Below are 22,436 nucleotides of genomic sequence, written 5' to 3'. Positions count from 1 at the left end.
AGGATGAAAAAAAGAATTATAGGGTGTATATTGCTTGGATTAATAGTGTGTACAAGTTCTACTACTGTTTTTGCAGGAACCTGGGAAGAAAGTGGACCATCATATGATCGTTATTGGAAGTATAAAAAAGATGATGGAAATTATGCTAAAAATGAATGGCTTTATTATAATAACGCATGGTATTATTTCGGTGAATATGGGCAAATGGCTGATAATAGACAAAACTGGAAAATGCCAGGTAGTAAATACACTTATTATTTTTATGCTTCAGGAAAAATGGCAACTGGTTTTATAAGAGATACTGCTTCAAATTATTTTTCTGATGCATTGATGTTTGCTGATAAAGATGGACATGGAGTAACAGGAGCATTTATTGTTGATGGTCAATTATATTATATAAGTCCCAAAAGTGGTATTGCTGAAGCTGATTTTACTTCTAATAATGATACTATAACGCTTTACAATGATGTTACTAAACAGAGAGATGAGATTCCTTGCATGGTTGATAAAGTAAAGATATTTGATAGAAATGGGAAACCTTTTACAACTAATTCTAAATTGTTTACTGAAGTGAAATATATACCAGAGTATGATTCAAATGGTAATTTAGTTGGAGAAATTAGAAATTCAACTGACTGGAGAGCTCTGGAATAGTAAACAATAGCTAATATTTTATTGATTGTTAGTTAGAATAAGATAAATATAATAGAAATGCAAATAATTGATTACATAATATAATGTAAATCAAGATATATACACTTATTACAATTAATTATAAAATTGTAATGAGTGTATATTTTTAGAATTTAAATTTATAGAATGAAATTTTAAGGAGCTACTCTATTATTAATTATGTATATGATTTATTAGTTTATAGATCAACATATTTAAATTAAGTTTAAGGAATTATTTATAGGGAGATGATAACAATGAAAAAAAGAATTATAGGGTGTATATTGCTTGGATTAATGGTGTGTTCAAGTTCTACTGCTGCTTTTGCAGGAACTTGGGTATATGATAAGTATGAATCTAAGTGGAGCTACTTAAAAGATAATGGGAAATATGCTAAAGACGAATGGATTTACGATAATGGTAGTTGGTATTTTATTGTGTGGGATACTTATATGGTTTCCAGTGGACCTGTTATAGCTGCACATTACAATAATACTGGAGGAGGAGATTATTGTTTTGATGCATCTGGTAAATTATCATCTGGTGGATTTATATATGGTGTGGATGGAACAAAAATGTATTTTTCAGATAAACAAGGACATGCTATAAAAGGCTTATTTATGGTTGATGGTAATTTATATTTTGCGAATAAGGATAATGACTTTATAGATATTAGTAGAACTGCCCCAGAATATCTTTTAATACATAATAGTATTTATGATAAGTATGATGGACGTTTAAATAGTGGTTATGCTGATTCATATACGATTAGAGCACAAGTTGTAAACGGAAAAATATTGAATAAGGATGGAAAGCCGTTTTTAGCTAATGATAAAATATTTACACAGATAAAATATTTACCCAAATATGATTCACAAGGTAATTTAATTGGAGAAATTAAAAATCCAAATGGGTATGATATAGAATAAGTGATAAAAAAATTAATAAATGATTACATAATATAATGTAAATCAAAAAACATACAGCTAGTTATAAAATTAATAACATAGCTGTATGTTTTTATTTACATATTAATTTTCTTAAAAAAATTTGATCCTCTCCCCTCACCTTCTACTAAATAAAAAACTTCACGCATAAAAATTAACAACATAATCCTAAGAATATAAGAATATATATTTTTTAGAATATATATTCTTATATTCTTGGCTTCTAAACGCCTATTTTAGGTATGTTCCTTATTCTTATATTCGTATATTCTTATATTTCTGAGAATCTTATTAAAGTTTTCGTATGTTATGAAAATAAAGTGAATATTATCTCAGTGAATAGCAACGTAAATTTAATTTTACGGCAAATTTTCTTTAAATGGTTTTGCTATAAAAAAAATGATATAATTATTAAGTATAATTAAATTTTGAGTATATTGACTTAATTATTAATGTAAGCTATGCTAAGGTTTAGCTAAATGTAGTTAAAAATGTATGTAAAAAAGGGTAGGGTATAAAATTAAATGAATTTAAATATTTATTTAATTTTGTATATAATTTAATGACTTATTGTAGGTCGAATTCGTGGTAGAAAAATGTAGAATGTAGAAGTTAAATCTAAGGAATGGAGGGTCTTGTTTAAGTGGAACAAAGAAAAATAACCAAAATTACGCCTGGCAATTTATTAGAACTATTTACACTGGGATATATAATGAAAAAAGATTCAGAAGTATATTTTAAAGAAGTTCTAGACGAAATAAAGCGTTTTGACATTACATGGGATATATCTCATGGAACTTATTATCCTGTAATTAATTCCATGATTAAAAATGGATATATAAATTACATGTATGATTACAACCAAAAGAAGTATTACGAAATAACACCTGTAGGCAGAGACTATTATAATTCTAATTCTGAACATTATAAAAAATTACTTAGCAAAACATCTAAATTTTATAAAGATGTTGCAAAAGTTTTACCTTAAAATCTAGCTTATGCTAGATTTTTTTGTTTTATCTCATATTGACAAAATATCCAATATAGGGTTAAGATGATATTAGGTTAGGAAATAAAATTATTTCACGTACAAGACTTAAAACTATATAATTTACATTTTAACTACGAAAAAGGAGCTTTTGCATTAACTGATAAAAATCTGTTAGCGATAGCTCATTTTTAATTTTAAAAATGTTGTAAGTTTAAAAAATAGCATCAAATAAATATGAAATAAAGTTTAATGTTGACGTACTAAATTTTAAAATATATCATGAATATATTAAGAAATTCGAGGATTTTGATTTAGAAAAAGTAAAGCTGCAAGAGGTAGCTGAGGTTTTAGAGGCAAATCCATTTTAAAGAAGGATACAACAGTTTGAAGCATTTCGGTATCTTAAATTTATCATAGCAGAAATGGAGGGATATGATGCTTATTAATGAAAATGATTATTTGCAAACCATTCAGAAAATAAAGGAAGAAATAAAAGCTTCACAATATAGAGCTATAAAAACTGTGAATAAAGAACTTATACTATTATATTGGAATATAGGTAATGTGATTCTTAATAATAGCAAATGGGGCAATAAGTTTATAGATAGCCTTGCAAAGGATATTAAAATGGAATTCCCTGAAATAAAAGGTTTCTCTATTAGGAATTTAAAATACATGCGTAAATTTGCAGAATTATATACAGATTTTGAATTTGTGCAGACAGTGTCTGCACAAATAACATGGTCACATAATATTGAGATTATGGATAAGGTAAAATCACAGGATGAAAGAAAATGGTATATTGAAAAGGCTATAGAAAATGGATGGTCTTTAAATGTATTGGCTACTCAGATAAAAACAAATCTATATAAAAGGCAAGTACTTGTAGAAAAAACCACTAATTACGAAAAAAATTTACCTAAGACACAAAGTACAATTGCAAAGGGAATTTTAAAAGATCCCTACAATTTTGATTTTATTACATTTAGGGAAGATATGTTAGAAGTTCAATTAGAAAAAGAACTTGTAAAGCAGGTTACAAAGTTACTTTTAGAACTAGGTTCAGGCTTTGCATTTGTAGGAAATCAGTATCACATAGAAGTGGCTGGAGAAGATTTCTATATTGATTTATTATTTTATCATTTAAAACTAAAATGCTATGTAGTCATTGAGCTGAAAACAGGAAAATTTGTACCTGAATATGCAGGTAAATTAAATTTTTATCTTTCTGCTGTTGATGATATCTTAAAAACAGAACAGGATAATCCAACTATTGGGCTTTTATTATGCAGAGAGAAAAATAAGTTAATTGCAGAATATGCCCTTAAAGATATGACAAAACCAATTGGAATAAGTGAATACAAACTATTTGGAGAATTACCAGATGAATTTGAAGATGCATTGCCAACTATTGAAGATTTAGAAAAACGCATTAATTTCTTTGATGGGGAAATATCTGATGATTAAAGATCAGAGAAAATCAATCAGGTAAAATTCTTAAATTGTGCAGACAGTGTCTGCACAATTTAAGTTGAACTGCTATAAATGTAAAAATCACATTTATAACAGTTTTTGTGTACCAAGTATTTGTATTAACTAATATTACTCCACTTTTCTATATTTCAAATACTCCCCTATCTTTGTCTTGGCAATATTTCTTCTTTTATTTATGCTGCCTCTACAGATGCCAAATTTATCACCTATTTCTTTGTCGGTAAGATTATCTATATACCATAATTTAATAATTTTACGTTCTAAAGGAGTAAGGATCTTAAAGGCTGTGCTGCAAGTAATACCATTTATCCAGTTGGTATTTAAAAAAGTATTATTATATGTATCACTATTTTCTTCCCCGTAAGCCACTGGGATAGAGGAAGTTTTAATATCGTAATATACAGTTATCTTATTTAAAGTATAGTCGTTTTCGACTTTTGATTGCACATCTTCCAATATATCTGCAAAGGTAAGATTGGTATCTTCTACAAACTTAATTGATTTAATTGGTGTAGAAATACTTACAGAGCTTCCACGTCCAATGGGATCTCGTATAGTTTTCTCCCAGTACCTATAGGCATAATAGTGGAAATTTTTATCTATATAGGTATGAAAACTAGGCCTTACATCCTTGTATTTCTGACACATATTAAAAAATATTATTTTCAAATCTTGTTTTATATCTTCAGAGCTTGACTCATGAAAAATATTCATGATTGTATTAATTGTTGAGAATACTACATTCTTCCCTGCATATTGATTATAAAAATGAGAATTTAATAATTTTCTATCTTTAGGATCTTCAACAAATAGCTTTATAAAGCTTCTTACAGAATAGTAATTTAAATTGTATTTACCATACTTTATTAGTACTGCATAATTGGATAAGAATTTTGCAAAGGACTCCAATAATTTATCTGCAGCATCCATTGAACCATTTTTATATTCATATACTAAGTCATGTACTCTTTGATAATCTTTGCTATAATCAACTTCATATTGTTTATTTCTCATAAAAGCTACCTGAATAATTTAGTGATGGGATTAAGACTAACATTATTCTCCCTCTCTTCTTAGATCTTTTCTCCAAACCGCCTTGTTCTTACTAAATTTTTAGAAGTGGCAGTTTTATCAGTAGTATCTGAATTTATTTATTCCTCTTCAAGGCGTCTTGCAGCCTTTTTTCTTTCATCTATAAGCCCTGGAGTTCCCCTGTCAGCTTGATTTAACATAGCTTCCTTACACCAAGGATGCAAATGCCATTTAAATTCAAATTTTCTTTGAAAAGAATCTTTTGAAAATTCACTTGGATATATTATTTCGTTGCAATACTGGCAAATAATAGGCTGACCTGGTTCAGGCTTTTTAGGTATATTTTGCCCATTTCTTGTATAATCCTCAGCATTCATATTATTATCTAGCACTATTTTCATTGTTTATCACCTGCTCTCTCTTAGCTGCAATAGCTTTTAGCTTATCAATAGTTTCTCTTGAAACCTGTATAGTATTGTTTTCTCTTTTTATCATGTGCTGTCTATCCATATATTTATGGGTGCACATTGGTATTTGGCAAAGTTCACATTTAATATATAAATGGCTTGCCTTATTCTCACATTTACTGCATATAGGACATGGATTGTATCGAGGACATGAAGTGAAGCATTCCTTATCCTCTTCAAATATTTCTTTAGTTGTCTTATGTTTATGCATGTTATCTTTAATTTTTGTAACCAGCTTTTTCTCTGCTGCTGCTTGCTGCATCTTAATAAATTCTTTATTCATACTATTCTCCACCACTTTACATACTTACTATTGTATTTGTATTATAAATGCGTTCCTTTGATTTCTTGTATAAAGTTATAGTGTCTTCATCTATAAAACTCATAACAGAAAAGATATCTGCACATTTTTTTAACAATTGAGGAAGAGTATATATCTTTTTAACAATACATTTTGTATTGGAATTGAATACGGAAAATATTATATCTGAGTTTTTGCTTAACTCAAAATTGATGTAAATACTGTCATATTCAGAGCTTGGAACATTGTTGATTAATTTTTGAGCACAAACTTGCTCTAGGGTGCTTAATAAATAATTTAAATTTTTTATTATATTCAGTATTCTGTCTTCGGACACTATAAATCGCCTGCCTTTAATGTAATTTAGTAAAAGTACTTATGAATCTTCTTAAATATATATAGTCGAAATAGACTTAAAACTATATAAGAGAACCTATTGATTCATAAGCCCTTTACATATTTAGAATCAATATCCTTTATATATAAATTATAGCAAATTACAATAATATTACAATCTAATATTAGCTATTTTTTTTATATATAATTTCTATTTTTCTAATATTCATTTCGTCATAACTTTCACCAAAAATACATTTTACCTTGATATTGCTAGTTGCAGGTGTAAATGGGAAGGTATCTGTTATCTTATGATATTCATCATTATTGTCTTTATAAAAGAAATCATAATTGAAATCTTCATAATACATGCTTGAATCGCTGCCATTGTTAAAGTATGGCTTAATACCTGTTATTTCATAGCCATCTGTATCAGGAATCTTGGTTTCAAATTCAAAGGAAGAAGTTTCATAATCACTATAATAATTAATAAAACCAGTTACTTCTTTAAGTCCATATAAAAAAGTCCTGTAATTACTTTCAACTTCTGTATATCTGCTTGCTTCAACGGTTATTTTAATTTGATTTATTTTTCTGCTTTCAAAATTTAATTTAAAAGGTCTTATGGATTCTATATCACTATCTTGTGAGTTAATGCCTGCATTAGCGGTAGCAGGATTAAAATCTAATCCATCAATAAGATCCCAGGCAGCAGAATCTCCATATCTGCAATATACTTTAGTTACTTTGCAAAGGAATGGATTAATGTATAATTCATTCATTAAAGGGGTTGTCATTATTTCTTCAGGCAGGGTTATTACATAGTTTGTTGTTAATTTTTCTACTGAATTATCAGTAACTACCCTTCGTGTCCAGTATAAATTTTCGTCTTTATAAAATGGAGAATATATATCATTATCGCTTTCAGTTATTATGCCATTAGAATCTTCATTTATTATTGTGACATTTAAGGTGTCTGGAAGATATACAGAATCAGCTGCTTCATCAAAAATAACAAATTTAGATACTTTTAAAGTTGGTCTTTTGGTGATACTTGAAGTCTTTGTTTCTATGACTGCCCCATAGTTTCTGTCATCTGTAGTGCAGGAAGATGGAGTTATTAGCAGTCTTCTTTCTGTAGCACTATTTTTAAAGTCTTCATATTGAGTGAGCAAATCATTATATTTTTGAAGCATAATTTTGTTTAAGGAAGTTAAATACGTATTTTCTTCTTTAATAAAGTCCATATTTCTGTTTAATAATCTTTCAATTGCATTGGTTTTGTTATAAAGGTCAAGAATATCAGCTAATATTTCATTTTGATTTTCATTATGTTCATCACTTCTGTTAATTGATTTATAACCAAAGTTTTTTCTATTTGCACTTGGTATATTATTAATTATTACGTTCTTCATATTTTAATTCCTTTCTTATATCCTCCATGCTACTTTCTATGGTTTCTAGTAAGTTTGTAAGCTGTACATTAATGGTTTCAGGTTTATCTAAAAAGCCTTTTTTGTAGTTTTGTAAGTATGAAACTCTCTTTTTTAGCTTATTTATATTATTTTTGATTTCCATTATGGCAAAGTCTTTTTTCTTTGACTCATGAGGGCCTCTATATCTATTGTTGTATCTTATTGCATTTGGCACATCTAAATGCTCTTCTTTTTTGAAGATAGTATTATCTATTACAAATCTAGCACTAACTTTATCAGTTTTTATATCACCAAGCTGAGTATATAAATAAATTATATATTTACCATTGTCCATATTAGTGAATTCTGCAAAGTTAACTGTTGTTTCTGTGAATTTATCTTGCTTATTTAAAGGCATATCAGCTTTTTTAATTAGGTAGAAATATTTGTCTGGAACCTTTTTAATATATATCTGCACTTGGTTTGAAGCAGATAGCAGATTATCATTTACATCATAGATATAGACAGAATACACATAATTTCTGATATTATCTGGATTATTTACAAAGGATATTTTAATTTTCCCAACTTCTCTTTGAAGATCTATTGATATTTGAGGAACCTTCATATTTTTTGTTACTAACACACTATTATCTAAATAGGATGTAGTCTTTTGATCTTGTATTTTATTAGAGGCTGCATCTGTTTCTAAGATTCTTCTGTAAATCTTATAATGGTCAGCCCCTATATCGGTTGTTGTCCAATTTAAAGCAACTGCATCATCCTTGTCAGGATAGTTATATGTTAAAGTTGTAGCCATTTTATTCACCTACTATCTTTATAGAATTAATTGCTGGAGATACTGTGTAATCAGCAGTAGATAATTTTGCCATGATTCTAAGTCTCACGTTTGAATTTCCTTTTGCATTTTTAAGGTATTCCTTAGTTGAATTAAGCATATGCTTATAAGTAATATACATTCTAAAGTATGGAGTATTGTTCATATAAACTTCTTGAGAATGATATGGAGGATAATGTCCATCATCTGATGGTTTAAGCACATCATTGTTTTCATCATATATAGGGCCATCACCAGGGCCGTCATCCATAGCTTTTTCTTTAGTGTTATAATCCATATCTCCCATAGCCATCGGTACGTCTGGGACGTTTACTTCTAGGTTTAGGTTATCATAGTAATGAGGATCTTTAATCTTTTCAGCTTTATTTTTTAAATCAAAAACAGTTACTATGACATTTTTAAATTCTTTTACACGAGGAGCTTCATTTTTGGGATGGCTGCTTATATCTTCTTTTTTTACAGAATAGTATTTTAAGGACTGATTACTTATGTTTTTTATAAGGCTATTGTAATTTATTCTCTGCATTTCAGGGCCAGCATATAGTTCCTTGCAATAAGCTAATAAATTAAAATTGTGCTTTATTTTTTTCACATCCTTAGTTTTATCCTCATTATCTAAGTTTGTTAAGTCATGATTAATTAATAAAACCATTATTTGTATTAGATTTTCTCCAGCATTTAACTTAAAGCTGTATTTATTATTTTTAGGGAAGATTTGTCTTCCATTTATCAATACCATTGCATTAAAGGTTTCAGTTGTAACATCATAGGTAATATATCTATTTTCAATTATGGTTTCTTGTTCACATATGGCATATTGACTCATGATAAAATAGTTATTGACCCTTTCACATCTTATATCCATAACTGTAGAATCTAACGGTGCTATATCTGTAACCCTTGCCTTTGAGTAATCATCAGTATGACATACTTTATCTGCTGGAACAGCATCATGTATTATGTGCTTATCCTCAGGAATTCCTTTATTAGGATCAGCTTTAATATCTTCTATAGACTTATTTTTATATCTATCATTTACATCAAGTCTTTCAATGAGCCATTGAGAATGACCAGCTCTTAGATAAATAGAATTTAAATTTGTATTATCTGGCAAGGGGTAAACCTTAAAGTAATATTGTTTATTTACTTTGTCATATCTAGCTAGTTCAGAAAACTCAAATTTTTGTGTTTCATAGGTTAATATTTCTTTTTCATTGGTAAGAAGGCCTAAATCAACATTGCTTCCAGCTTCAACATTCTTCCATTCTACATCATCGTTTTTGTTTTCAAAGCCTACAAAATAAGCTATATCAGTATGTGGAGGCAGTTCATGAACTGGATCTACTGTAATATTTGATACTGGCTGCTCCATTTCTATGGTTTTACTTGTAAATACACTGGATTTCTTGTATTTATCATTATAAACAGATAAATTAGAAAACATATAATAGCAATAAAATTCGTTATTATCATTATCCATGTAATCAAAACTTGTTTTTTCAAAGATAATTCTAAAGGCTTTCATATTCATAGCATTAAATCTCCAAGACATACTTGAATCCCCAGCAATATTGCTTTTTTCAAGAAAGTTAGTGCCATCCTCTGAGATAAATAATTTAACGTTAGTGTTGTATAAGCTACAGCCATTTAAACATATTCTTGAAGCCTCATGATTTTCTGCAAAATCAATTTGAAGGGTTAAGGTTCCAGGTTCTTTATTTGAAGTTACTGTAGATATTGTAAGCATATCAGTTATTATTTCACTTAGAATTGAAGTTATATCTTTGTTTAAAATGACTTTAGCATTACTGCTATCAACACTTATGGTTCCAGTTGTGCTTATATCAACTTTATCACTTGGAGTAGACCTTAGCTCATTTCTTAAAATTGATATATCATAATCTATTTCACTTGTACTTTGAGGAATATTATGAGTAATTAGATTTCGTGTACTAACCATAGATAAATCATTGAACTTTATTATATAAGGTTCATAAGCAGTTTTAGTTTCTGTATATTTTTTTAAGAGCTCTGTTTGAAGAATTAATTTATCTAAGGAATGGTTAGCTTCCTCCATTTGCATATCATAATCTCCATTAATAAGCACTTCATAATTAGTTTGAGTATTGTATACCTGAAAGGCATTTTTCAAGTCCTGTTCTATGTTTTTAAACATATTATTATAATCTTTTTTATCAGATCTAACATATTTCTTTAATGTAATTGGCTTAAAATAAGGAAGTCCTGGAGTTTTGTTTTCAAAGAATTCAGTTATTCTCTTATTAACTTGATAATTTGTTGCTCCATGACCTTCTTTTAAAAGTTCTAGGGAATACTGTTCATCTTTTTGCCTAAGTTGATATTCTTGCATATTAATCATATTAAAAGCTCTCCTTCCCGCTTATATCTAAATTGTAATTGTAGACTATTGGTGTCTCATCAATAATATCTTCAGGTCTCGAAAGCTCTATTTTTATTATGAAGCTGCTTGGTGAAGTCAGCATATCTACATAAGTAATGTTTGGATTACGGTTTAATACTGCTGAGTCGGAATTTACAATAATAGTACATGATCCACTTGAAGCCTTATGACGTGGATATATACGATGCCATTCCCCTCCATTATCAAAGCTTATGGAATATTGAATAAAGTCATTTATATTTCCTGTAGCAGGGACATAATTATTAAAGGAATTAGGAATATAATCTTCTGAATTAAATATTAGCTGTTTTATTGGATTTGAAGCAGTAAAGGTCTTAGAAATATAAGTTCCAATTTTTACATATTTTCTATATCTAACATCAACTGCACTTATTCCTATGCTGTATCTATTAGCATTTACAGGTTCTCTTTTTATTAAGTTTCCATCAGAACTTATAGTGTTATAAAAAAGCTGTGCTTTTACATAGGCATCATCCAAAAAGTTTTCCGTATCAGCAGTAGTTGGATAAATTATGCTTCTATTTCTTTTATCATATTTAAGGCCTAGGAGTTCAATACTTTGAAGTGGAGCTTCAACCTCCACATAGCCTTGTAAATCATCGCTATCATATTTTGATACCCTAGTTGGATCAATGTTGATTCCGTATTGCCTGCATACTTGAGTGCTTACAAATTCTGTTTGAATAAGTTCTAAAGTTACATATTTAACCTTTTGGCTGGAAAATGGGATTACCAGTGTACCAACTAACTCTCTATTTAATTCTATAATTTGAAGTAACCCTAGGTCATCTGAAACTATTACCTTATGTAATATTGGATTAGCAGTTTCATTGGTTTTAGGTGCACCTTTTATTACCACGTAATTAGAGTTGTTTTCTGATTTTAAGGTTAACTTTAAATTTAAATAAAGAGTGTCATCATCTGTTACCCATTTTATCCCCTCAGTATAGGAAAAACCTATCATAGAGGTGTCTTCTTTAATAGAGTCTGAAATATTATACATTTCAAATTCAAACCAGTTTGTAGAGGTATATGAAGACGCAGCATTATTATTTACATCATTCTCTTTTATAGCAGATAACTTAATGTGAGTGTTGTTTTCACCTTTAAAGGTGAACTTATTATTTATAGTTCCAACCGTGCTATATACCTCATGAGTGTTACCTGGAAAGCCATTTGAGGTATTTAGGATTTCTATATCTATATTGTTATCTGAAATAGACTGACTGTTAACAATTCCTAGCATTAAAGCATTTGAGGAAGTATCAATAAAAGAATTCTGTGCTTTATAGCCTGTACCATCACTAAAATCATCTGAAATAATAATATCCGAAGCTTTTCTTATGGCAGTAATTTTATTTTTTATAAAATCAGTTGTTGCAGCTATTTGGTCAATTCTATTTACAAGTATATCTATAGAGTCTTCTGTCTTTTGTCTGCTGGAATTTAAAGTTTCATAATTGCTGCTACACCCTTGAATTACTGTATTCATATCATTTATTGCATTTTCAATCATAGCTGTGTATTCCTCATAAAAAGGAACTGAAGCTGCAGGTATGAATTTCATAGTAGGCTTTCCAAGCTGTTTGTAGAACTCTAAAATGGCATTTTTTAACTCATAAGCATAATCTGTTTGGGTTTTTATCTGTCCATTTTGGTATTTAAATTGTATTTTTGCTACTTCCTGTTTAAGTCTTGAATCTAAAGCAGCATTATCTTGTCTATACTCATATCCATTCATTTTCTTGCCTCCTAATAAGTTTCAATATCATACTTTATCTCATTTAAAATTGGAGTAAGCCATCCATCCTTTGAGGAATTTCTTCTAAATATAGCTTTAGTTCTAAATTTAGAAATCAAATGCCTATAAGAAATATCTACTATATAATTTTTAGGAATAGGCTTGTTAAAATATATTATGTTCTTATAAACATAGTATTGATAAGTTCCATCTCCTATAAAATTCTTGTAGCTAATGCTTTGATTTGCGGCTTCTGTTATATTTTTAACTTCTATTTCTGTACCTGTAGTATTTTTACTAAGATCAGTAAGCTTTACACTACAGTAGTTATCTGTGTCATCTATATAAGGTTCATCATTAAGTTTAAAAAAGGTCTTATTGTTGCCATCAAAACTTTCAATGGAAGTTGCTAGCTTTTGACTTAAATCTAATATATTAGAACCATCAATAGGCTTATAATTTACACTATAAACAGCATCAAAATCGTAATTATTTATTCTAATTGCATAATAGTGACCAGCAGAATCTTTAGAACAATCTTTTTCAAAGACTATAGTATTATCCTTTTTTAAATTAATAGGCACACCATTCTTCATAACATTTAAAATTTCATCTGTTTGGAAGCGCAAATAAGCATAATTTCCCCCAGTAATTTCTAAAAGCTCTGACTTTATTTCTGTAACTCCTTGAGGAAGTATTGGAAGCCAATCCTCCATAGTTGGATTTTCTGAACCAGCTATATAATATTCAATGTCAGTAATATAATGATTCAGGCTATCCCTTTGATGAATTTCATCAGTATAAAGCTTAATTGTTCTTATGTTATTGCCAAGATTAATCATTTTAGATACATAAAAACCTGCTCTGTCATAATGGTTGTTATAGCAGCTTATATAGTAAAAACCATAGTTATAATCATATTTAATGACCTTTCTATTATCTTTTTCATCCCCTATTATAATGGCTGCAAGATCCTTGTTTTCATTTTTTACTATCCTATCATTTACATTGTCCCAAATAGTCGAATTCAACTCTCTATCGCCATAAGTAGGTTGAAATTCAGCTTCTAAAACCTTTGGTTTAACACTATTTTTACTATCAAACCATAAAGAATTTTTGTATACATCCTGAGGATTGTACAAATAAGTTTTTCTTAAATAATGCTCCTGTACAAATAAAATATAAATTTTCTTACATAGAATATCTGGAAATTTAAAACTCACTTGTGATTTTGTAAATTTATCTTGAAGCATTTTTTGCTCATTCTCAGGCCATACTAATTCTGTAAGTGGCTCGTCTTCATCATCTGTTTGCTTATATCTTACAGCAACTATTCTAATTGGATAATTACAGCAAGGATTTAATACTAATTCATTTACTGTATTTACACTTTCAAAGTTAATTTCAAGCTCGCATACAGCCCCATTGTCAATGTCATAGTAATAACCATCTCCAGCAAAAAGTACATTAGGTTTTTTGTCTATAAAGCTTACCTCTAATTTACTATCTGAAAGGATACTTGTATTCCAAAAGTCAGTTTCACTGTCATCTAAGCAGTTTTCAATATTAGTTTCGTCATTTTTTAAATTAGTAAACCCTCTGCCAAGCTGGAAAAAAGGTGTAATATACGCTGTTTCAACCTTGTCATCATAACGCAAGGAATTATCCTGCCTTAATAAGGGCAAGGTAAGCCTATGTTCTTTATTTTCATAATTGCAGTAACAATAGCTTGGAAAGTATCCATCATACCTTGTTTTTTGTAGACTCCTTGTCGTATCAAAACTATCTGCTGTTCTAAATCTTTCAATGTGATAGGCAGGCATATAGATACTTGTTAAGGAGTGTCTGCAAGCTTCTAAAGCATCGCTGATTTCATTTATACGTGAATTCACATAGTTTATATAGGAAGAGTAACTTACATTGTATTTTGATAATTCTTCCCCTATATTATTTAGCACCCCATAAGTTGTAAGAAGATCAATATATAATTTATTCATTACATTATTTATTGAATCTGCATCAATTGTTATATCTCCAGAAGGTGCATTTGATATTAAAGTATTGGCCTTTATTTTGGAAGTTAAAGCCTGTTTTAGTGCTTCTTTTTCATTTTCAGTTCTTGCATTACTGCTTAAAGTGTCTACTACATTATCGATAATGCTATTTTTTATGGTATCTAAATTTAAAAAAGTCAAAATAATTCTCCTTTCGAATAATAAAAGGCAGCTAGAGGTTTTCTAGCTGCCTTGTAGCTACTAGATAGCTACTTCTCTTTATATTATTTTAACATGTCGAATTCGACTATGCAATAAATATTAAATATGAATTTATTTTTCTAAAGTATTTTTAGTTGCAACTCCACTTGAATCTATTATGTAATCATAGATTACAGTATCATGTGCCATTTCACCTGTGCTGTATAATAAATAATCTTTTCCATCTAAATTAATCCAGCCAGTTCTCATTTCACCTTTGACATAGGAAGTATTAGTAGTAGAATCTGTAAAATTATCTACTTGTAAGTAGTACCATGTATCATTAATTTTTTGCCAGCCTGTCTGCATAGCTCCAGAGTCATCAAAATAGAACCATCTTTTATAATTACTATCAAATATCCAGCCTGTTTTCATAGCTCCATCATTGCTTCCACCTAAGTAATACCAGTTACCATCTTTTTGCTGCCAAGAATAAAGCATATACCCATTTTCATTAAATAAAAACCAAGCAACATTATCAGCATCATTATTTTTTATAGGCAGCTTAGCCCAAGAATTTTTAGGATAAGTTCCATCTTCATATTCAAACCACCAGCCTTTAGAATCAAGCTTCCAAGTTCCTTTAGAAGTTTGAAATTCTAAGCTTATTACACCATCTGTAAAGACATTTAAATCTCCATAAAAGGCTCCTAAGGTACAATTTTCAGTATACTGATGGCCAACAATTTCAATACCAGCTGAAGCTAATGCATCATTTGCAACACTATCCAAATCTTCACAATTGTTATAATTAGCCATCCATGCTTTACTGAACATGCTTAAAGATGTATTATTTAAGCTTGATAAAAAACCTGTATAAGTATAAAGTAATAATTCCTTGTTTGAATACATTGAAAATGCAGCTACAAATCTTTGAACATAATCATTAAGATTATCAAAATTTGTTTCTACATCTAAACAAGGCATAAGTTCAAATTCGTACCCTTGAATTTTTTCAGCAAAGTTTTTAGCTTGGTCTTCAGGATCGCTTGTACTTACTAGGAAATGATAAGCTCCAGATTTAGCTCCTACAGCCTTACACTCATTATAAAATCCATCCATATAAGAGTCTTTAAAAGTTCTTCCTTCTGTAGCCTTTAAGTAAATATACTCAGCCCCGCTATTATAGGCTCCATTTATATCTACATTTCCATTATTATTTGAAATATCTATTCCAGTAATTAATGACATATAAAAATCCTCCCTTAATTTTATTGCTAAGCTTGTACAGATGCAGATTCAGTTTGAATTTTTGCTCCGTCGATTTCAGCAGCTGCGGCTGATTTATCGGCATCTTGTAATTTATCAGCTTGAGTTTGTGAATTAGCAGTTGTTGTTTTTACTGAATTCTCATTTCCAGCAATTACTTGTCTTATATAATCTATTTCCCCTTGAGTAAGTGAAGGAAACTTTTGCAAAAGAAGATTATCAAAATAATCAGCTTTATTTTCAAATTCCTTTGTAATATCAGCTCCTATGCGGAAATTTTCATCTACAAGTTTCCAGATATCACAAGCTTTTTTAAATTGATCTTCATATTGACTAGATTCTATTTGAAGGAGCACATATTGAAAAAGATTATCTAATAGAGCTTTTACATAAGGTCTAACCTTTGCAATTAAAGTACCTAGTGCTGCAATAACAACTGTTGTTATTACTTCAGCAAAGTTAATGCTTGAAATAGCATTATTAATTATATCTAACATATTATCTCTTCTTTCTAAAATATTTTAAGCATGGCTTAGCCACTATTAGCTTTAAGACCAATAATAAGCAGCTGGATAATTCCAACTGCTTATTTTACACTCTTGCCTTAACATTGTTAATGTTGTTTTAATTTCCAGATTTGCTAGAATCTTGACCGTTAGTGCTGCTAGAATCAGTTGTACTAGTAGTAGCAGTAGCAGTAGGATCAGTTGTAACTCCACCAGTAGTATCACCAGCTTCATTTAAATGAACATGGGCATCAAATTGTTTTTGTAATCCATCTAATCCTTTTTGTAAAGTTCCTACGTTTTCTGAAAAACTAGATATTGCGCTAAGTTGCGCTGCTGTTGGAATGTTCTTTGTTATAGCGTCTAATGCATCATAAAGATCACCAATTCCTTTTTCAATATGGTTTAAATTTGCAGCATTAAGCTTTGTTCCAGGTACATTTTTTGATTTATCTCTATCAACCCAGTTAAGTGCTGTATATGACATAAAATCACCTCTTTGATTATAAAATTAGATTCCGTTTATATTCAGCATAGTTTTATGCATCCTCAGAATCTATGTCTCCGCAATAACTTGAACCACATTCTGCAGTTCCACAATATGCTCTAGGTGCGTCAGAATAATCAGAAAGTGAGTCCAAAATTTCTTGGAGAGTTTTTTCACCATTGTCTGTTTCGACTATGATGTTCGACGCTTTAATGTTAATCAAATCGTCTTCTGTACATAATATACTGCCATTATATAATAGTTTGTCATTATTATTTTTAGAAAGATTTTTTATTATATCCTTCTTATCATATACATCTATTAATTGCTCTTTTGTATAAAATCTAGTGATTAATGATTTACTAAAACTTTTAAGATATTTTTCTACTACATTAACTATTGCATCTTTTATATTTATTTGAGCCATTTTACATTCCCACCTCATTCCATATATCTGCAACTCCACTATCAGTTTCGGCATCAGTAATATTAAAATCTTCTACATTCATAGAACCAGATTTTACTCCTACTATTTTGCTTATCCTAGCGTTATATGAAGTCCAAGCTGAACCAATTGTAGAATCAATATAAGTAAGCTTTTTTCCTCCAATTGTGAATCTAATATTATAATAACCATTCACATATTGAAAATAACTAAGGGCTTCAGTGGGACTTATTGCTGAAACATCAATTACAGTCATACTTTTATCAGAACCATTGTTTATATCACCATATACATATAAAAACTGATAGTTGTTTATATCATCATTTAAAACATAATCTCCAGAAGTATTAGCTGTGCCTTCAAATAAAGTCTTGGTATCAAAGCCAGCATATTGTGGCGAATAATTCATAAAATAAGTCTTCTCAAATTTAATAGCGAAATTTACAACTATATATGGCTGCATATTGTTATGATCTGTATTTCCACCAGTTGTAGATATTGCTCCAGCCTTAGTACTGTAAGTTTGTGCCCTATCAGAAGTTCTAAAAGAATTATGATAGTTGCTTTTTGGATAACCTTGAGAATCTGAACTATCAACGTCATGGACTGAAGCTTTACCATCATGACTATGCTTTGGCATTTCTGACACAGTAAGTTGATGAGTTTTCTCCCCACCAATATTATTAATCTTAGTAAAATCTGAATCTAGTGCATTTAAACCAACTGGTGTTTTACCTCTTAGGTCTGGCACAGCAAAAGTTGTAACACCGTCCCCTCCAAAGTAATTTATACTTCCAAATTCAGTTAAAAAATAATTAGCCAAATCCCTTTTGTCAGTTATATTATAAGTTGAACCATCACATATTAAATAATGTGCTGGGGCATTAATACCTACAAACGGCATTATATGTCCAAGTGGAGTATCTTGTATTCCAGTGGTCTTATCTATTTGCTGTGCTGGATCTATTACGACTGTCCTTCCTATTTCTTTTATATTTATAGAAGTCATTCTAGGTTGTATTATAACTCCAGGTATTCCACTAGACATCTTAATACCTATTTGAATGTCTTTATTATCAACTTTTATTATACGAACAAAATTAGATTCATTTGTTTGATTGCTATTAAAATTTGTAGATACGGAACTAATGCCAGCTATATTAATATTATCTGTATAGTTATATAAAAAAGTTGTTAGAAAGCCTGACACAGATGTTGCTAATAACATAATCTTGCCAGAAACTTCATATGTCTTATTCGCTTTTAATGTAAATAATGTTTTATCATTACTTGTTTGTATATCATTATTAATATTTAATATAACTTTATCAAATTGAATAAAAGAATTCTCATTATAAGTTATGTTGCTTGACGTTACAGCTGTACAAATGCTTAATTCTTTTCCTATTTCGCTTCTTGCATCTATATTAGCCATCTTTTTATCTATTTCTGTCCTATTATAAAATCTTGAAACTAATGATTTACTAAAACTCGTTAAATATTTTTTAACTACATTTGTGATATTAGTATTTATATCTATTCTGTTCATTATAATCCCACCCCACTCCATATTGATGTAATATCAGAATCTACTGCTGAATCTGTTAAGGCTGCGTCTGGTGCTGTTGTTATTATGTCTTGGTATGGATTATCATAAGAATAGCCTACACCTAGTACTTTTGTTATGGAATAAGCATATCCATCTGTATTTAAAAATTGTGTTATATTTAACATATTTTCAGAAATATTAAATAGCATTCTTCTTTGAGTTACTGTTGTATAATTTATTTCCATATCCTTTGAATAATCATATTTAGTAACTATCGTATTTTTTACAATATTACTATAATATGATTGAATTATTAGATAATCATATTTATTAACATTATCTAATAATTGAAAATTTCCAACTTTATTAGCATTTCCATCAAATATTATGTTGGAAGCTATGCTATCTTTATAATAATTAAAGTAATAAGGTTGCGCTATTTCTTGAATCAATAATCTGGACTCACTACGAATAATACCACCAGAAATATAACCTGTAACCTCTAATCGTATTTCGCAATCAATCGTTGGGGTGTATATTTCATGACCATCTCCGAATAAATTATATCCTTTTGCACCTTGACTTGTGCTAATTGTAATTCCTTTTGTAATATCTTTTAAGGCAAAAGCTAAATTTACATATTCACCTACTAATGAATAATTTATGGAGTATGTTTTATTTGCTTTTAATTTTACAGCTAAAGTTGATGTATTTAGCATAATATTACCACTAAGCATCCTATTAAAATTTATAGCTCCTAGTCCTGTAATATTATGTCCAGCTATATCAACGGCAAATGACCCATATTCAAAGTTTATATTCTTACCATCTTCACAAGGATCTATTATTGTATTTCTTCCAATCTCTTGTATTGTAAGCTCACAATAATCTGTAAATAACATAGTTCCTTCCTTATAAGTTACCATAACTGTAATGTAGATATCTTTAGTAACGTCCATTGAATAAGAGCCACTTCCACTTATAGTTGAACCACTTATAATAGTTTTTCCAACACCAATTGAATCTGTAACATTAAAAAATTGAAAGTCGAATCTTGCATTGCTTGTTGCAAAAAAATTAAGGTTATAGCTTTTTCCTTTTTCCAATTTAATATAACCATTTGAATCTACTATAAGACTTCCACTTTTAATTTTAAAGGGTATTTTATAGTTAGCTGATAGTGTGGGATTAACCCCTGTTTTTGATGTATCTATATCAAAAGATCCAAAACTTAGTTTTGATCCAATCACACTTCTTGCCTTCAAACTATCTATATCTGTTTGAATTGCTGGAATAGGTAATATCATGGTATCTACTTGCTTTTTTGTGTAAAATTTAGAAGCTAAGGATTTACCAAAACTAACTAAATATCTTTTTATTATTTTAATAACAGCATCTTCAAAATTAATTTTCGCCATCAAATACCGACCTCATTCCATACTGAATTTATGTCTGAGTCTATAGTTGAATCTGTAACTGTAAATTCATCGACAGTTGTAATAACATCTTGGTACGGATTTTCATAAGTATAGCCTATGCCTTCTATTTTGTATATTATAGGATTAGACCATCCAGAGCATCCATTATTAGCTATATTAAAGGCCCTATCACTTGGGAATGAAAGTTCAACAAAATAATAATGAGAATCATTAATTGAAAATCCAACTATAAACTCATATATACTGCCATTTTTAATATCAGAAACATTAATTATACTAGTAGTTTTTTCTCTAACGGCTCCATCAATATTACAAGCTGCATATACTATTATTTTTTCATAATTCTTTATACTATCACTTAAAGTATAATCTGTTGCTTTAGCGTCAGCACTTCCAGTGAATAAAGTAGTTGTTTGTAAACTGTCTTTGTAATAATTAAAGTAATACGGTTGTGCTATTTCTTTTACTATAAAATAGCTAATATTGCTATCAATTATATCTATATACCCAGTAGATTTTATTTTTATAGAAATATAAGTATCTTTTGTGGGATTAAATATTGTTTTAAAGGTCGGGTTTGAAACATATCCTGCACCATATGTTGTTGAAACCCCTTCAGCATATTTTAAAAATATAGAATCTGTTTCGTTGTACAATCCAAAGTATATATAACCTGAATTTGAAGTATTACATACACAATACAGAGAGGCTTCAATCTCATAAGTTTTACCTGCTTTTAATAATACTTTATTATCAGATATAGATAAATTCCCATTATTTACTTTATCAAAATTTATCAATGCTCCATTTACTATACCAGTTGTCATATGGCTAGATAACTGAAACTCGCCATATTCAAAATTTATATTCTTGCCATCTTCACAAGGATCTATTATTACTTGTCGGTTTATTTCCTGTACTTCGATATAGCACTCATAACTTGGGAGAGTTACAGGACTTGTAGAACTATACCAAGTTATATACATACCTATTTCACAATCATTTGTTGGAACATAATAACTTCTCCCTGGATGACTTGCATTTACTGATATGGTAGAATGACTATCTGCAACGATCGTTAATCCCTTTGAGTTAGTATAATCATAAAGTCCAAAATCCAAACCAGTAGTAAGATTTATTGTTCTAGCTCCAAAGGCTATTTTATATTTTTTGCCAGCTTTAAGAAGTATTCTCCCATTTGAATTTAATGTCATATTAGAACCATTAGATAAATTCATTGGAATCATTGCTCCATTTGCATTAACAACAAAATCAGAGTTTCTTGTAAATAAACCATAATCTAGTGAACTACCAATAACACTTCTATTTTTTAAATCAGTAATTTCAGCTTCAATACCAGAAGTATCAAAATCAGCTACAATCTTTTTCCCATTAAATAAAGGATTATCATCTTTATCAACACTAAATTTATCAAGTACCTCTCGATTATCATGAGTAGCCAAAGTCGTATTCGACTCCACTTTGGTTTTTAAATCCTTAAAATCCTCTGTTGTCACATAGCCTGAAAATTTAAGAGACAATGCATCAACTGCATCTTTAAGGGTTTTAATATCCTTAGAACTTTTGTCATCTAAATCGCTTATTTCATCAGATATCTTATTATCCAAATCCTTTAATTTTTGATTTACTTCATCAAGAGTTATACCTGAATTTATTGATTTAAATTCTAAATATCCACCTTTACCATCTGTTAAAAAAAATTTTAAATCCCTTGTGACTAAAAGTTGCTCTTCACCTTTAGTAAGACCTTCCGAATAGCTTGCCACTCTTTCATAATCGCCAATCTTAACAGGACTTTTCAAAATTATATATTTATTTTGCATTTTT

19 protein-coding genes are annotated in these 22,436 nt (G+C 29.3%); 4 read left to right on the top strand and 15 right to left on the bottom strand.

Annotation, left to right across the window (positions count from 1 at the left end; translation table 11 throughout):
- Positions 1–3: 3 nt before the first annotated feature.
- The 4 genes from L3B98_RS21365 (at position 4) to L3B98_RS21350 (ending at position 4,077) form a co-directional block, all read left to right on the top strand.
- Positions 4–654, top strand: coding sequence for a hypothetical protein (locus L3B98_RS21365; protein WP_238918169.1), 651 nt, complete (start codon positions 4–6; stop codon positions 652–654).
- 275 nt (positions 655–929) lie between these two features.
- Positions 930–1,601, top strand: a complete 672-nt coding sequence (locus L3B98_RS21360) for a hypothetical protein (protein WP_238918168.1) — start codon at positions 930–932, stop codon at positions 1,599–1,601.
- Between the two features lie 661 nt (positions 1,602–2,262).
- A complete protein-coding gene (locus L3B98_RS21355; RefSeq protein ID WP_238918167.1) occupies positions 2,263–2,607 on the top strand; it encodes a PadR family transcriptional regulator in 345 nt (114 codons plus the stop codon).
- Positions 2,608–3,045: 438 nt separating this feature from the next.
- Entirely contained in the window at positions 3,046–4,077 is a 1,032-nt protein-coding gene (locus L3B98_RS21350) for a PDDEXK nuclease domain-containing protein (protein ID WP_015395946.1), read from the top strand.
- Between the two features lie 135 nt (positions 4,078–4,212).
- Here the strand turns inward: L3B98_RS21350 and L3B98_RS21345 are convergent, their stop codons facing one another.
- The 15 genes from L3B98_RS21345 to L3B98_RS21275 all read right to left on the bottom strand — a co-directional run bounded on the left by L3B98_RS21345 (position 4,213) and on the right by L3B98_RS21275 (position 22,432).
- Complete coding sequence (locus tag L3B98_RS21345) at positions 4,213–5,118, bottom strand: sigma factor-like helix-turn-helix DNA-binding protein (protein ID WP_015395945.1); 906 nt, start codon at positions 5,116–5,118, stop codon at positions 4,213–4,215.
- 137 nt (positions 5,119–5,255) lie between these two features.
- Positions 5,256–5,537, bottom strand: a complete 282-nt coding sequence (locus L3B98_RS21340) for a hypothetical protein (protein ID WP_015395944.1) — start codon at positions 5,535–5,537, stop codon at positions 5,256–5,258.
- On the bottom strand, positions 5,518–5,886 hold the full coding sequence (locus tag L3B98_RS21335) for a hypothetical protein (protein ID WP_238918166.1): 369 nt from the start codon (positions 5,884–5,886) through the stop codon (positions 5,518–5,520). The genes L3B98_RS21340 and L3B98_RS21335 overlap by 20 nt, the downstream gene beginning before the upstream one ends.
- 539 nt (positions 5,887–6,425) lie before the next feature.
- A complete protein-coding gene (locus L3B98_RS21330; RefSeq protein ID WP_238918165.1) occupies positions 6,426–7,655 on the bottom strand; it encodes a hypothetical protein in 1,230 nt (409 codons plus the stop codon).
- The gene (locus tag L3B98_RS21325) at positions 7,636–8,475 is read right to left on the bottom strand and encodes a hypothetical protein (RefSeq protein WP_238918164.1); all 840 of its coding nucleotides are present in this window, start codon (positions 8,473–8,475) and stop codon (positions 7,636–7,638) included. The genes L3B98_RS21330 and L3B98_RS21325 overlap by 20 nt, the downstream gene beginning before the upstream one ends.
- 1 nt (position 8,476) lies before the next feature.
- Positions 8,477–10,894, bottom strand: a complete 2,418-nt coding sequence (locus L3B98_RS21320) for a hypothetical protein (RefSeq protein ID WP_238918163.1) — start codon at positions 10,892–10,894, stop codon at positions 8,477–8,479.
- A gap of 1 nt (position 10,895) precedes the next feature.
- The gene (locus L3B98_RS21315) at positions 10,896–12,698 is read right to left on the bottom strand and encodes a virion structural protein (RefSeq protein ID WP_238918162.1); all 1,803 of its coding nucleotides are present in this window, start codon (positions 12,696–12,698) and stop codon (positions 10,896–10,898) included.
- A gap of 11 nt (positions 12,699–12,709) precedes the next feature.
- A complete protein-coding gene (locus L3B98_RS21310) occupies positions 12,710–14,893 on the bottom strand; it encodes a virion structural protein (protein ID WP_238918161.1) in 2,184 nt (727 codons plus the stop codon).
- A gap of 132 nt (positions 14,894–15,025) precedes the next feature.
- The gene (locus L3B98_RS21305; RefSeq protein ID WP_238918160.1) at positions 15,026–16,144 is read right to left on the bottom strand and encodes a GH25 family lysozyme; all 1,119 of its coding nucleotides are present in this window, start codon (positions 16,142–16,144) and stop codon (positions 15,026–15,028) included.
- Between the two features lie 26 nt (positions 16,145–16,170).
- A complete protein-coding gene (locus tag L3B98_RS21300; protein WP_238918159.1) occupies positions 16,171–16,659 on the bottom strand; it encodes a hypothetical protein in 489 nt (162 codons plus the stop codon).
- Between the two features lie 127 nt (positions 16,660–16,786).
- Positions 16,787–17,155, bottom strand: coding sequence for a hypothetical protein (locus L3B98_RS21295; protein ID WP_238918158.1), 369 nt, complete (start codon positions 17,153–17,155; stop codon positions 16,787–16,789).
- A gap of 52 nt (positions 17,156–17,207) precedes the next feature.
- Positions 17,208–17,582, bottom strand: coding sequence for a hypothetical protein (locus L3B98_RS21290; RefSeq protein WP_238918157.1), 375 nt, complete (start codon positions 17,580–17,582; stop codon positions 17,208–17,210).
- A 1-nt stretch (position 17,583) separates the two neighbouring features.
- Positions 17,584–19,149: a tail fiber protein gene (locus tag L3B98_RS21285; protein WP_238918156.1), complete on the bottom strand. Its 1,566-nt coding sequence runs from the start codon at positions 19,147–19,149 to the stop codon at positions 17,584–17,586.
- Positions 19,149–20,567, bottom strand: a complete 1,419-nt coding sequence (locus L3B98_RS21280) for a hypothetical protein (RefSeq protein WP_238918155.1) — start codon at positions 20,565–20,567, stop codon at positions 19,149–19,151. The genes L3B98_RS21285 and L3B98_RS21280 overlap by 1 nt, the downstream gene beginning before the upstream one ends.
- Positions 20,567–22,432 (bottom strand): hypothetical protein, encoded by a 1,866-nt coding sequence (locus tag L3B98_RS21275; protein WP_238918154.1) that lies wholly within the window; start codon positions 22,430–22,432, stop codon positions 20,567–20,569. Before L3B98_RS21275 ends, L3B98_RS21280 begins: the two co-directional genes overlap by 1 nt.
- Positions 22,433–22,436: the final 4 nt, after the last annotated feature.

The organism is Clostridium sp. YIM B02555, from assembly GCF_022320955.1.
Taxonomy (GTDB): Bacteria; Bacillota; Clostridia; order Clostridiales; family Clostridiaceae; genus Clostridium; species Clostridium saccharoperbutylacetonicum.
Note: the sequence above shows the minus strand (reverse complement) of the source record. Positions and strands in the feature narration are given on the sequence as shown.

Coding starts and splice junctions, on each gene's coding strand:
- L3B98_RS21365 (WP_238918169.1), top strand. CDS start 4: ATGAAAAAAAGAATTATAGGGTGTATATTGCTTGGATTAATAGTGTGT.
- L3B98_RS21360 (WP_238918168.1), top strand. CDS start 930: ATGAAAAAAAGAATTATAGGGTGTATATTGCTTGGATTAATGGTGTGT.
- L3B98_RS21350 (WP_015395946.1), top strand. CDS start 3,046: ATGCTTATTAATGAAAATGATTATTTGCAAACCATTCAGAAAATAAAG.
- L3B98_RS21345 (WP_015395945.1), bottom strand. CDS start 5,118: ATGAGAAATAAACAATATGAAGTTGATTATAGCAAAGATTATCAAAGA.
- L3B98_RS21340 (WP_015395944.1), bottom strand. CDS start 5,537: ATGAAAATAGTGCTAGATAATAATATGAATGCTGAGGATTATACAAGA.
- L3B98_RS21335 (WP_238918166.1), bottom strand. CDS start 5,886: ATGAATAAAGAATTTATTAAGATGCAGCAAGCAGCAGCAGAGAAAAAG.
- L3B98_RS21330 (WP_238918165.1), bottom strand. CDS start 7,655: ATGAAGAACGTAATAATTAATAATATACCAAGTGCAAATAGAAAAAAC.
- L3B98_RS21325 (WP_238918164.1), bottom strand. CDS start 8,475: ATGGCTACAACTTTAACATATAACTATCCTGACAAGGATGATGCAGTT.
- L3B98_RS21320 (WP_238918163.1), bottom strand. CDS start 10,894: ATGATTAATATGCAAGAATATCAACTTAGGCAAAAAGATGAACAGTAT.
- L3B98_RS21315 (WP_238918162.1), bottom strand. CDS start 12,698: ATGAATGGATATGAGTATAGACAAGATAATGCTGCTTTAGATTCAAGA.
- L3B98_RS21305 (WP_238918160.1), bottom strand. CDS start 16,144: ATGTCATTAATTACTGGAATAGATATTTCAAATAATAATGGAAATGTA.
- L3B98_RS21300 (WP_238918159.1), bottom strand. CDS start 16,659: ATGTTAGATATAATTAATAATGCTATTTCAAGCATTAACTTTGCTGAA.
- L3B98_RS21295 (WP_238918158.1), bottom strand. CDS start 17,155: ATGTCATATACAGCACTTAACTGGGTTGATAGAGATAAATCAAAAAAT.
- L3B98_RS21290 (WP_238918157.1), bottom strand. CDS start 17,582: ATGGCTCAAATAAATATAAAAGATGCAATAGTTAATGTAGTAGAAAAA.
- L3B98_RS21285 (WP_238918156.1), bottom strand. CDS start 19,149: ATGAACAGAATAGATATAAATACTAATATCACAAATGTAGTTAAAAAA.
- L3B98_RS21280 (WP_238918155.1), bottom strand. CDS start 20,567: ATGGCGAAAATTAATTTTGAAGATGCTGTTATTAAAATAATAAAAAGA.
- L3B98_RS21275 (WP_238918154.1), bottom strand. CDS start 22,432: ATGCAAAATAAATATATAATTTTGAAAAGTCCTGTTAAGATTGGCGAT.